Origin of the sequence: Flavobacterium sp. (assembly GCF_031537875.1) — a bacterium.
Lineage (GTDB): Bacteria > Bacteroidota > Bacteroidia > Flavobacteriales > Flavobacteriaceae > Flavobacterium.
The window spans coordinates 86,018-98,156 of sequence record NZ_JAVKNB010000014.1 but is presented as its reverse complement, the minus strand read 5'-3'; the positions used below and the strand labels follow the sequence as shown (position 1 = coordinate 98,156).

10 protein-coding genes are annotated in these 12,139 nt (G+C 34.3%); 6 read left to right on the top strand and 4 right to left on the bottom strand.

What is annotated here, in order from left to right; translation table 11 throughout:
- Nucleotides 1–8: 8 nt before the first annotated feature.
- Together RMR09_RS09675 and RMR09_RS09670 are read right to left on the bottom strand one after the other, a co-directional pair.
- Complete coding sequence (locus RMR09_RS09675; protein WP_310595593.1) at nt 9–695, bottom strand: alpha/beta hydrolase; 687 nt, start codon at nt 693–695, stop codon at nt 9–11.
- Between the two features lie 167 nt (nt 696–862).
- On the bottom strand, nt 863–2,497 hold the full coding sequence (locus RMR09_RS09670) for an ABC-F family ATP-binding cassette domain-containing protein (RefSeq protein WP_310595592.1): 1,635 nt from the start codon (nt 2,495–2,497) through the stop codon (nt 863–865).
- An 845-nt stretch (nt 2,498–3,342) separates the two neighbouring features.
- On the opposite strand from RMR09_RS09670, the gene RMR09_RS09665 reads away from it, so the two are divergent.
- Nucleotides 3,343–4,722, top strand: a complete 1,380-nt coding sequence (locus tag RMR09_RS09665) for a kelch repeat-containing protein (RefSeq protein ID WP_310595591.1) — start codon at nt 3,343–3,345, stop codon at nt 4,720–4,722.
- 54 nt (nt 4,723–4,776) lie between these two features.
- Here RMR09_RS09665 and RMR09_RS09660 read toward each other — a convergent pair whose 3' ends face one another.
- Both RMR09_RS09660 and RMR09_RS09655 read right to left on the bottom strand, forming a co-directional pair.
- Nucleotides 4,777–5,952, bottom strand: coding sequence for a GlmU family protein (locus tag RMR09_RS09660; protein ID WP_310595590.1), 1,176 nt, complete (start codon nt 5,950–5,952; stop codon nt 4,777–4,779).
- 113 nt (nt 5,953–6,065) lie between these two features.
- Nucleotides 6,066–6,317, bottom strand: coding sequence for a type B 50S ribosomal protein L31 (locus tag RMR09_RS09655; RefSeq protein WP_296686803.1), 252 nt, complete (start codon nt 6,315–6,317; stop codon nt 6,066–6,068).
- Nucleotides 6,318–6,561: 244 nt separating this feature from the next.
- Here RMR09_RS09655 and RMR09_RS09650 point away from each other — a divergent pair, with 244 nt between their 5' ends.
- The 5 genes from RMR09_RS09650 to RMR09_RS09630 are packed head-to-tail and all read left to right on the top strand — an operon-like array spanning nt 6,562 to nt 12,137.
- Nucleotides 6,562–7,089 (top strand): DUF4199 domain-containing protein, encoded by a 528-nt coding sequence (locus tag RMR09_RS09650; protein ID WP_310595589.1) that lies wholly within the window; start codon nt 6,562–6,564, stop codon nt 7,087–7,089.
- 6 nt (nt 7,090–7,095) lie between these two features.
- Nucleotides 7,096–8,055 (top strand): glycosyltransferase family 2 protein, encoded by a 960-nt coding sequence (locus RMR09_RS09645; protein WP_310595588.1) that lies wholly within the window; start codon nt 7,096–7,098, stop codon nt 8,053–8,055.
- A gap of 9 nt (nt 8,056–8,064) precedes the next feature.
- Entirely contained in the window at nt 8,065–8,568 is a 504-nt protein-coding gene (locus tag RMR09_RS09640) for an ORF6N domain-containing protein (protein WP_310595587.1), read from the top strand.
- 8 nt (nt 8,569–8,576) lie between these two features.
- Nucleotides 8,577–10,307: a phospho-sugar mutase gene (locus RMR09_RS09635; protein ID WP_310595586.1), complete on the top strand. Its 1,731-nt coding sequence runs from the start codon at nt 8,577–8,579 to the stop codon at nt 10,305–10,307.
- Nucleotides 10,308–12,137 carry an ABC transporter ATP-binding protein gene (locus RMR09_RS09630; protein ID WP_310595585.1) on the top strand — a complete coding sequence of 610 codons (1,830 nt, stop codon included), beginning with the start codon at nt 10,308–10,310 and terminating at the stop codon, nt 12,135–12,137.
- Nucleotides 12,138–12,139 lie beyond the last annotated feature (2 nt).

Genomic DNA, 12,139 nt, shown 5'->3' with positions numbered 1-12,139 from the left:
TTCAATTTTTATTTTATACTATATCCTGAAAAAGTTCCGGCTATAATAGCGGGTAAATTCTCATTCAACCATTTATATTTACTTAAAATCATTATGTGCGTTCCTCCTTTTACCACAATACAATCCGATATATACTGTATTGGAAATACCTCATCGGCATCGCCGTGAATATGAACTACACTTGTATCTACTTGGGTTCTATCCCATAATACAATGCGTTCAATCGCCCAATCTAAATACTTTACATCTCGAACCGAAAGGTATCTCTCGTACAATTTCAATCGCTGTGCTATGGATTTACCAAAAGAAAAAGCGCTCAATTTTTCCATATTCGAAAAAATCGAAGTTGGAATTAATTTGTAGGCTTTGGTCGTCTTAGCAATTTTCATTCGGCGAGGAAATTCCAAATTTGATTTCACACTCGAAATAATAATCACTTTTTGTGGATTTAAAAATGCTGCCATCTCTTGCACTAAGATCCCGCCAAAAGAAACACCAATCAAAACAGGATTTGGAGCCGTTATTTTTTGAGCCATCCTTCGAGCATAATCCGTTAAAGATTCCTCTCCAATTGGTAATTCCCAATCCAAAAGCTGCACTTCAAAAAGATCTTGAGGTAAAGTAATGCGCTCAAAGATTAACGAACTAGCCGCTAATCCAGGCATGAAATAAACTGAAGTCTTTGTATTATCCATTATTTAGAACCCTATTACTTTAGGGTAAAAATAAGGATAATTTATATACGTAGCCTTTAAAATAAGAGGCAAAGGAGTTTAATCAGTGCTCTTGTGATGTGATTTCTTCCTTTTGTCGAAATGACAAATTATACTTCAACCTAATGACATTGAGCTTACCTTAAAAACTACTTCTCGATTTCTCTCAGATTTTCCATTTTTTTGTGTGCCAAGAAACCAGCAATATCTTCAAAGTGTTCCACTACTCTTTTGTTTCCAAATTCAAAAACCTTAGTAGCTAATCCATCTAAGAAATCACGGTCGTGCGATACTAAAATTAAGGTGCCATCAAAATCTTTCAAAGCGTCTTTGATAATATCTTTGGTTTTCATATCCAAGTGATTAGAAGGCTCATCTAGAATCAACAAATTAACAGGCTCCAACAATAATTTTATCATTGCCAAACGCGTTTTTTCTCCTCCTGAAAGCACTTTTACTTTCTTAGTTACATCATCGCCGTGAAACATAAAAGCTCCTAAAATATCTTTAATCTTAGTTCGTACATCGCCAACAGCAATATCGTCAATCGTTTCAAAAATAGACGCATTCCCATCCAATAATGCCGCCTGATTTTGTGCAAAATAGCCTATTTGAGCATTGTGACCAATTTCGACACTACCGCTATCAATACCAATCTCCTTCATGATAGCTTTAATCATAGTCGATTTTCCTTCCCCATTTTTACCAACGAAGGCTACTTTTTGTCCGCGCTCAATAACCAAATTAGCATCTTTAAAAACCACATGATCACCGTACGATTTTGATAATTCTTTGACAATAACCGGATACTGTCCTGAACGAGCCGCTGGCGGAAACTTCAATTTCAATGCCGAAGTGTCGACTTCGTCCACCTGAACAATTTCTAATTTTTCCAACATCTTCACACGAGATTGGACCGCGTCAGTTTTAGAAAAAGTTCCTTTAAAACGATCGATGAACGCTCTGTTATCGGCAATCATTTTTTGTTGCTCATCGTAGGCTTTTTGTTGGTGCATACGACGGTCTTTTCGCAATTCTAAATAATGAGAATATTTGGCTTTATAATCATAAATACGTCCCATAGTTACTTCAATAGTACGATTGGTAATGTTATCTACAAAAGCCCTATCGTGCGAAATTACCACTACTGCTTTGGCTTGATTCACTAAGAAATCTTCTAACCATTGAATACTTTCAATATCCATGTGATTCGTTGGCTCATCGAGCAAAATCAAATCGGGTTTTTGTAAAAGGATTTTAGCCAACTCAATACGCATTCTCCAACCTCCAGAAAACTCCGAAGTTTGACGCGTAAAATCCTCACGGACAAATCCCAAACCAATTAAAATTTTCTCTACTTCGGCCTCATAATTCACCTCTTCAATAGCATAGTATTTCTCACTCAAATCCGAAACACGTTCAATCAACTTCATGTACTCATCACTTTCATAATCGGTACGGACGGTTAATTGCTCATTCACTTCATCAATTTCGGCTTTCATTTTGAAAATTTCACCAAACGCCTTAGACGTTTCTTCCATTACAGTAGCGCCATCAGTAGTCAATAAATGTTGAGGCAAATAAGCCACCACCGCTTCTTTTGGAGCCGAAATAGAACCTGTAGAAGGTTTGCTATGTCCAGCAATTATTTTTAAAAGCGTCGATTTTCCCGCTCCATTTTTACCCATAAGGGCAATTTTGTCATTTTCATTAATAGCAAAAGAAACTTCACTAAAAAGTGTAGTCCCGCCAAATTGTACAGAAATATCGTTTACTGTAATCATGTGTAGTGGATTTGATTTTTTGGACTCATCGGTAATTCGACCCGCCCTTTTTTGAAGGCGCAAATATAATTCAAATCCCTCGTTGTTTAAAGCCTATTGGATACAATTTTATTTTTCATTTGCCGCTAACCGGACTACCAAAACCACGTAAAAACAAACTAAATATCAATAAAACAATAGAAACAGACATTTAAAACAACCCAAATATTCAAAATCTACATTTTAAAAATAGTCTGATTTTCAAATAGTTAAATAAATAAAAATACTGGAAAATATTGTTTCGTGCATTATTTTAAGAAGCGCAAGCACTAATTCAGAAATTTACAAAAGATAAACCAACCTATTGACAAGGTTTATAAATACCACAATCAAAACCCCACCGATTATGATTTCAAAAGACACCGCCGCTTTAATACGCATAGCAACCAATGGCATCGTTTTAAATCCCAAATCAAAAAAGAAAGAACAAATTCCATTTACTGATGTGGCTAAAATTCACATTAGTATTCACCAACGTCAATTTGTACTCAAAAGCTTTCTCATTGGGTACTTTATTTTTACCCTTATTTGTTTACGCTACCTTAATCTAGAATTATCTGTTTTTTCAATTCTTATCTTCAGTATCAATTTTATTGTAATTAACTCGCTTGACTTTAAAAGCTACCGATTGCAAATGTATTGAAGAATAATGTGATTATCGAAAAACGCATTCCTAAAAAATTGAAATACGAATTCATTACCGTTATTAATGAGGTGAGAAATCAATTACAAATGAATTCAACTGCAACTTTGTAATATGTAAATAAAATAGTACTTTAGAAAAAATTTTCGAAACAACCCCACAAATGAATCGACTATTCTGTATTTTTTCACTATTTCTTTTACATACCTCTATTTGTCAAGCACAATTTGACCAATATAAAGGAGATTATTTCCTTTTTCAAGACGCAAAAACAAGAAAAACCATCGTTATTGAGCACGATTCATTGTATCAAATAGACTCTCAAGATCGTTTATATCGACTTAAACACACAAACTATCCCGAAATCATCTCTCGCTATAATACCTTTAAGATTAAAGGAAAAAATTATTTTGCACACAATGGTTGCGGACCTGTTTTAGAATGGCGAAATGACTCTTTAGTTCGAATTGATAATTCCTTTTTACATCAAAATCAATATGGTGCCGCGTCGTTTGTTTACAAAAATGAATTTTATTACTTCGGAGGGTATGGATTATTCACTTTCAAAAATTTGTTAACCAAATATATTTTCAAATCAAGAGAATGGATGGCGGTTCAAACCTTTGGAGACGAACTCCCATCATTACGCCGCGATGCCAACCGAATTCTAATTGGAGATTATCTTTATATTTTTGGAGGACTTGTTGAAAATCCAGATAATTTCTATTATGGAGAAGGGCTATCAGATTCTAACGTTTGGAAATTAGACCTCAAAAAGATGAAATGGAATAAAGAAGGGGTTTTTGATTCTAAATACAATTCGTTAGATGGGTATTTTAATTTTCAAAATGGTAAAAAAACGTATCTACTTAGTAGAGGTGCCAACAACAAACTATTAGAAATAGATATTGAAGCAAACACCATTAAAAAATATATTTTACCTTCATTGATTAATGTTAAATCTTTCTATTTTGATGAAAAATCGAATGATTTGGTAGTACTCCACTTACTTAGCACCACTAATCAAATCAAGGTGATTCACATACCTCTGAATACAATTACAAAAACACCAATTAGTTCGGAAGCATTTATTATCAATCCATTAAAAAAGCTATATACATTCCTGTTTATTGGATGTAGTCTACTTTTAGTTAGTTTTGTGTTTTTAAAAACCAAAGTAAAAACAGTAATAAGTGACTATAATAGTTTGATTTTTGATACTACAAAAAATCAATTGCGTTATAAAAGAAAAAATATTGGCTCTATTGATGACAATGAACTAAAAATCATTTCTTTTTTAGTGGACAATCAAACTAAGTTTATTGCCTTAAACACATTAAATGAACTTTTTGAACAGGATGAATTAAGCGAAAACTACACAAGCACTATCAAACGTAGAGAAAATACACTGAACAATCTAATTACAAAATTAAGCCTAATCACCGGATATAAAGAAAATGAAATTCTTGACTATCGTAAAAATCCTGACGACAAAAGAGTAAAAGAGATTAAACTGAAAGAGAATATTATTAGAATAAAATAAGCACAATAAAACTCGCATCAATTGATGCGAGTTTTTTTTATTTATAAAAAGCGGTTATTCTTTTCTCCATTTCTTGGTTTCTTCAAAAACGTGTTCTAAAATAGCTTGTTCTTTTTCGTCAAACTCTACATTGCGGCGACTCATCACTAATTTAGCAGTAGCAAAGGCTTTGCTAGTGGTATAAGTCGTAAATCCTCCTGCACCTCCCCAAGAAAAACTCGGGACAAAATTGCGCGGAAAACCACTTCCAAAAATATTAGCGCTTACTCCCACTACCGTTCCAGTATTGAACATCGTATTAATCCCACATTTGCTATGATCACCCATCATTAGCCCACAAAACTGCAAACCCGTTTTAGCAAAACCTTCCGTTTCATAGCTCCATAATTTCACTTCTTCGTAATTGTTTTTTAGGTTTGAATTGTTGCTGTCTGCGCCAATATTACACCATTCTCCCAAAACCGAATTCCCTAAAAATCCGTCATGTCCTTTGTTAGAATAAGCAAATAAAACGGAGTTATTTACTTCGCCACCAATTTTAGAATACGGCCCAACAGTAGTAGCACCATAGACTTTAGATGCCAGTTTTACTCCCGCACCTTCGCACAAAGCAAATGGCCCACGAATTACAGAACCTTCCATGATTTCGGCATCTTTACCAATATAAATAGGCCCAGTTGACGCATTCAAAGTGACAAATTCTAACTTTGCTCCTTCTTCAATAAAAATATTTTCGGGAGCAATTACATTCACCGACTTAGGAATAGGTTGCGATTTTCTATCTTGAGTTACTAATTCAAAGTCGGCGCGAAGTGCCGTATCGTTTTTAGCAAAAATATCCCAGGTATTTTGAACCGTCAAACAATCCTCCGAATAATCGATTATTTCATACGTATCAAAGTCAACTTGCTCTTGTTCATCATTGGTAAAAAAAGCGATTACCTCATCTCCTTTGAAAATGGCTTGATTGGATTTTAAACCTTGAATCATTTCAACCAAACTAGCATTAGGTAAAAAAGAGGCATTAATCATTACATTTTGCTCCATCTCCACCATAGGGAATTTTTCAGAAAGGTATTCTTCTGTCAAAGTCGTTGTTGTGGAACCTAAATAAACTTCCCATTTTTGACGAATCGTCAGAATTCCTATTAAAATATCCGCCACCGGGCGAGTAAAAGTAAAAGGTAAAAGGGCAGTTCGAGCGGGACCGTCAAAAAGGATATAATTCATTTTGAGTAATTACAAAGTTATAAAGGCTCAAAGTTACAAAGATTTCTAAGCAGATAAAAATAAAAAAAGCCTCGCAAATTGCGAGGCTTGATATAGTAAGAAACAAATTAAAATTATTTAACGTGTTTCGCGTATTTAGTTTTGAATTTATCGATACGTCCTGCAGTATCAATTAATTTAGATTTACCTGTGTAAAAAGGGTGAGACGTTCTAGAAATCTCCATTTTAACAACTGGATATTCTACACCATCAACAGTGATAGTTTCTTTAGTTTCTGCAGTAGATTTAGTAATAAAAACATCATCATTTGACATGTCTTTAAAAGCAACTAATCTGTAATTTTCTGGGTGTACACCTTTTTTCATCTTAAATCTTTTTTATTAGTTTCAATTATAATCGTGCTTTGAAGCTTTTCTTCTAACAGAAAAGGTATAAACCGATTATAACTTTTTGTTTTTACATTATTATTTTGAGTTTGCAAATTTACACTTATTTTTTAATAAACAAATCTTTGTCTTACTTTTTTTATCCTGCGCTAAAACTCGATTTTTAGGCGCAAATAAATTGGGAATTGCTATATTTGTAGATTAATTTTAAATCTTCTATATCATGATAAACGAAATTATAAAAAGAAATGGAATAACATTCGGTGTAGTAACAGGTATACTTTCTGCTTTAATAACTGCAACAATCTACGCGGTAGATTTAAATCTATTTGTTTCTTGGTGGGTTGGAATTGTAAGCATTCTAATTTATCTTGTATTAGGAATAGTCTTACTGTCAAAAACTAAAAAAGAATTGAAGGGAATATTTGTATTCAAAGATGCTTTTACAACTTACTTTATTTGTGCCGTAATTGCCATCTTAATCGGAACTGCATTCAATATTTTGTTATTTAACGTTATTGATCCTTCAGCTCAAGACACATTAAAAGAGATTACGATTAAAAATGCAGTAGCTATGATGCAAAAATTCAATTCTCCAGCAGCTGCCATCAATGAAATGATTGCAAAAATGAAAGAAAACAATCCATATTCTGTACTTCAATTACTAAAAGGATCCGTTTTCAGTATTGTATTCAGTTCAATAATTGGATTAATAATGGCCGCATTTTTTAAAAGTAAGTCACAAGAATAATAGTAAATGAATCTATCCATACTTATACCACTTCTTAACGAAGAGGAATCGCTGAACGAATTGTACGCTTGGATTATCAAAGTGATGCAAACTCATAATTATACGTACGAAATTATCTTCCTAGACGATGGTAGTACGGATAGCTCTTGGCATTGCATCGAAAAATTCGCACACGAAAATCCTCATGTAAAAGGAATTCGTTTCATGAAAAACTTTGGTAAGTCACAAGCCTTACATGCTGGCTTTGCTAAAGCCCAAGGCGATGTAATTATCACTATGGATGCTGATTTACAAGATAGCCCTGAAGAAATTCCTGGATTGTATGATATGATTACCAATGGTAATTTTGATTTGGTTTCGGGTTGGAAAAAGAAACGCTACGACTCGGTCATGGCTAAAAACCTACCATCCAAATTGTTCAACTGGGCAGCTAGAAAAACATCTGGGGTTTATTTGAATGACTTTAACTGCGGACTAAAAGCCTACAAAAACGTAGTGGTGAAAAATGTTGAAGTTTCGGGAGAAATGCACCGCTACATTCCTGTTTTAGCAAAAAATGCTGGCTTCAATAAAATTGGCGAAAAAGTAGTCCAACACCAAGCTAGAAAATACGGGGAATCTAAATTTGGGATGAGCCGCTTCATCAATGGGTTCTTGGATTTAATTACGATTTGGTTTTTATCTCGTTATGGAAAACGCCCGATGCACTTTTTTGGAGCCGCAGGCGTCTTGATGTTCATTATTGGGTTTGTCTCTACAGGATTAATTATCGGTATTAAATTATACCGATTGTATGCTGGTTTTCACCCTATGTTAGTAACTGAAAATCCGTTGTTCTATATTGCATTGACCACTATGATTATTGGTACACAATTATTCTTAGCAGGTTTTTTAGGTGAAATTATTTTACGAACCAAAAGCAATGAAGGACGGTATAAAGTCGCAAGTGAACTCAATTTTTTATAAGATTACAACATGCCCAAATCCCAAATCATTACCCAAAAAATTATCGAAATTAGAGGTCACAAAGTACTACTCGATTTTGATTTAGCCGAATTGTACGAAACGGAAACAAGAATATTGAAACAAGCGGTACGCAGGAATATCAATAGGTTTCCTGAAGATTTCATGTTTGAATTGACCGAAGAAGAGTGGACAACTTTAAGATCACAAATTGTGACCTTAAAAACTGGAAGAGGGCAGCATTCAAAATATTTACCCTTCGCTTTTACAGAACAAGGCGTAGCAATGCTTTCAAGTGTATTGAATAACGAAAGAGCTATTGAAATTAACATTGCCATCATGCGAAGTTTTGTTTCACTTCGGAAATTTGCGCTGACGTATGAGGAACTAACTAAAAGAGTAACGGAAATTGAGCAACAATTTCCTGATATTTATAAAGCACTGAATCATTTGATGGATTCTAAACAACAACATCAAATGCAACAAGAACGAAAAAAGATTGGTTATACCAAATAATAAACGATATGGAAATCAAACAAACTATTTTAGACAAAGTAAACGAATGGCTTTCGCCAAATTTTGACTCTGAAACACAAAATACAATTAAAGAAATGATGACTTCAGCTCCGAAAGAGTTAGAAGAAAGTTTTTATAAGAATTTAGAATTTGGAACTGGTGGAATGCGTGGTGTTATGGGTGTAGGTACTAACCGCATCAACAAATATACTCTAGGAAAGAACACCCAAGGTTTATCCAACTATTTGAAAAAAGTATTTCCTAACGAAAAATTACGCGTAGCTATTGCTTACGATTGTCGACACAATAGCGATACTTTAGCCAAAGTTGTTGCTGATGTGTTTTCTGCCAATGGAATTCAGGTATTCTTATTTTCAGAATTACGAACTACTCCTGAATTATCATTTACTGTAAAACACTTGAAATGTCACGCAGGAATTGTATTAACTGCTTCTCATAATCCACCTGAATACAACGGGTACAAAGTGTATTGGCAAGACGGAGGGCAATTAGTTCCACCGCAAGATGGCGAAATTATTCAGTTGATAGAAGCATTGAATTATGACGAAATCAAATTTGAAGCCAATGCTGATTTAATTCAATATATAGATGAGGAAGTGGATGCAGCCTTTCATCAATCAACTATTGAGAATGCTAGTTTTAAAACTACGCCTGCAGCTGCAAAAGAAAATCTAAAAATTGTGTACACATCGCTACACGGTACTTCGATCAAATCGATTCCAACCGTTTTGGCGCAAGCGGGATACACTCAAGTAAACATAGTTAAAGAACAAGCAGAACCTAATGGAAATTTTCCAACGGTAAAATCTCCTAATCCTGAAGAGCCTGAAGCGTTGACTATGGCAATGAAATTAGCAGAAGCTACGCAAGCCGATATTGTTATTGGTACCGACCCTGATTCAGATCGTTTGGGTGTAGCCGTGAGAAATACTGAAGGTAAAATGACTTTATTGAATGGTAATCAAACGATGATTATCATGACCGCATTTCTATTAGAACAATGGAAACGTGCCGATAAAATTACTGGAACTGAATTCGTAGGTTCAACAATTGTATCGACTCCAATGATGTTCGAATTGGCATCAGCATACGGAATAGAATGTAAAATTGGATTGACTGGTTTCAAATGGATTGCCAAAATGATTAAAGATTTTCCGAACCAAAAATTCATTGGTGGTGGAGAAGAAAGTTTTGGTTTCATGGTAGGCGATGCCGTACGTGATAAAGATGCTGTTGGAGCTTCGCTTTTAGTTTGCGAAATTGCCGCTTTGGCGAAAGCCTCAGGAAGCACCTTATACCAAGAGTTATTGAATTTGTATGTTGATTTTGGTTGCTACAAAGAACATCTGATTTCGTTAACTAAAAAAGGTATTGACGGATTAGCAGAAATCAATCAAATGATGATTGACCTTCGTGAAAACCCAGTGGACGAAATCAATGGGCAACGTGTGGTATGTATTGATGATTATGAAAATTCGACTTCATTGAATCGAATTACTAATGAAATCGAGCCTATTACTATTCCGAAATCGAATGTATTAATTTACTATTTAGAAGATGGTTCCAAAATTTGCGCGCGTCCAAGTGGAACGGAGCCAAAAATAAAATTCTATTTTAGTGTCAACACCACTTTGGACAAAGTGGAGAATTTCAAAACTGTTGAAGCTGAATTAGATCAGAAAATTAAAAACATAATCGCAGCAATGCATTTGAACTAAATGGATCAAAATCTAACCAAACTTATCCCCTACACCAAACCCTATAAATCACACATCATTTGGAATGTGATTTATAACATTTTGTATGCTTTATTCAGCACGCTTTCCATGATAACGATGTTTCCATTATTGGAAGTACTATTTAAAAAAAGTACCACTGTTATTAAAGCGCCTACTTATACCGGGATTCAAGATATAGGCCAGTATGGTAAGGATTGGTTGTTTTTTACCATATCCGATTTGAACCAAAAACAAGGGCCGCAATTTGCTTTATTGTTAGCTGTCATTTTGGTCATTGTAACTTTTTTATTGAAAAATTTATTCAATTATTTGGCTTCCTACCACATCACACACTTAAAAAACGGTGTGTTGCGTGACTTAAGACAAAAGATGTATTACAAGATCATTGACTTGCCCATCTCCTACTATTCTGAAAAAAGAAAAGGAGATATTATGGCACGAATGCTTGGCGATGTTAACGAAGTTCAAAACTCTTTCTTTTCAATTTTAGAATTAATTGTAAAAGAACCTTTGACGATTGTGTTTACCATCATTGCCATGCTCAACATTAGTGTGAATCTGACGCTATTTGTGTTTGTATTTATTCCCGTTTCTGGATTTATTATCTCAAAAATTGGAAAAAGCTTAAAATCTAAATCAACTCGTGCGCAACAAGAAAGTGGTTATTTCATTTCGTTAGTAGAAGAAAGTTTGGGCGGACTCAAAGTGGTTAAAAGTTATAATGCCGAAAATCAATTTAAAAAACGATTCAACGATTCAATTGATAGACTATTAAAATTAAGCAATAGTATTGGAAACAAGAACAATTTAGCTTCTCCTATGAGTGAATTCATGGGAATTGTTACCATTGCCACTTTATTATGGTACGGAGGTAACTTGGTGTTGGTTGACAAAACATTGGAAGGCTCGTTATTTTTGGTTTATATGTTATTGTCTTACAACATTCTAACCCCTGCAAAAAACATCTCTAAAGCCTCTTATGCTGTAAAAAATGGATTAGCAGCTGCCGAACGTGTTTTTGAAGTACTCGAAATTGAGAATACCATTACCAATCACGATGAGGCGGTGATCAAAGAGCATTTTGAATCGAAAATTGAAATTTCGAATATCAACTTCAAATACGAAGACGAAAATGTCTTGAAAGATTTTTCGTTAGAAGTAGTCAAAGGACAAACCGTTGCATTAGTAGGACAATCTGGTAGTGGAAAAAGTACGATTGCTAATTTATTAACTCGTTTTTATGATGTTAACGAGGGGACTATTAAAATTGACGGAATTGACATTAAAAAATTCAATTTACATTCACTCCGTGGATTAATCGGTTTAGTGACTCAAGATAGTATTTTGTTCAACGACACTATTAAAGCAAACATTGCTTTAGGAAAAGAAGATGCTACCGATGAAGAAATTGTTGAGGCGCTAAAAATTGCCAATGCGTATGAATTTGTAAAAGAGTTACCCAATGGTATTCATACCAATATTGGTGACAGTGGTAATAAATTATCTGGGGGACAAAAACAACGCCTTTCAATTGCGCGTGCTGTTTTGAAAAACCCACCGATTATGATTTTGGACGAAGCTACTTCAGCATTGGATACTGAAAGTGAAAAATTTGTGCAAGTTGCCTTAGAAAATATGATGCAAAACCGAACTTCGATTGTAATTGCACACCGTCTTTCTACCATTCAAAAAGCAAATAAAATTATAGTCATGCAAAAGGGAAGAATTGTAGAGCAAGGAACCCACGAAGAACTAATTGCATTGAACGGAACATATAATAAACTTGTAAGTATGCAGTCGCTAGAATAATT

What these genes read in the sequence shown, in the direction of transcription:
- RMR09_RS09640 (WP_310595587.1), top strand. Translation starts at nt 8,065, where the DNA reads ATGCCCAAATCCCAAATCATTACCCAAAAAATTATCGAAATTAGAGGT.
- RMR09_RS09655 (WP_296686803.1), bottom strand. Translation starts at nt 6,317, where the DNA reads ATGAAAAAAGGTGTACACCCAGAAAATTACAGATTAGTTGCTTTTAAA.
- RMR09_RS09630 (WP_310595585.1), top strand. Translation starts at nt 10,308, where the DNA reads ATGGATCAAAATCTAACCAAACTTATCCCCTACACCAAACCCTATAAA.
- RMR09_RS09660 (WP_310595590.1), bottom strand. Translation starts at nt 5,952, where the DNA reads ATGAATTATATCCTTTTTGACGGTCCCGCTCGAACTGCCCTTTTACCT.
- RMR09_RS09635 (WP_310595586.1), top strand. Translation starts at nt 8,577, where the DNA reads ATGGAAATCAAACAAACTATTTTAGACAAAGTAAACGAATGGCTTTCG.
- RMR09_RS09650 (WP_310595589.1), top strand. Translation starts at nt 6,562, where the DNA reads ATGATAAACGAAATTATAAAAAGAAATGGAATAACATTCGGTGTAGTA.
- RMR09_RS09645 (WP_310595588.1), top strand. Translation starts at nt 7,096, where the DNA reads ATGAATCTATCCATACTTATACCACTTCTTAACGAAGAGGAATCGCTG.
- RMR09_RS09675 (WP_310595593.1), bottom strand. Translation starts at nt 695, where the DNA reads ATGGATAATACAAAGACTTCAGTTTATTTCATGCCTGGATTAGCGGCT.
- RMR09_RS09665 (WP_310595591.1), top strand. Translation starts at nt 3,343, where the DNA reads ATGAATCGACTATTCTGTATTTTTTCACTATTTCTTTTACATACCTCT.
- RMR09_RS09670 (WP_310595592.1), bottom strand. Translation starts at nt 2,497, where the DNA reads ATGATTACAGTAAACGATATTTCTGTACAATTTGGCGGGACTACACTT.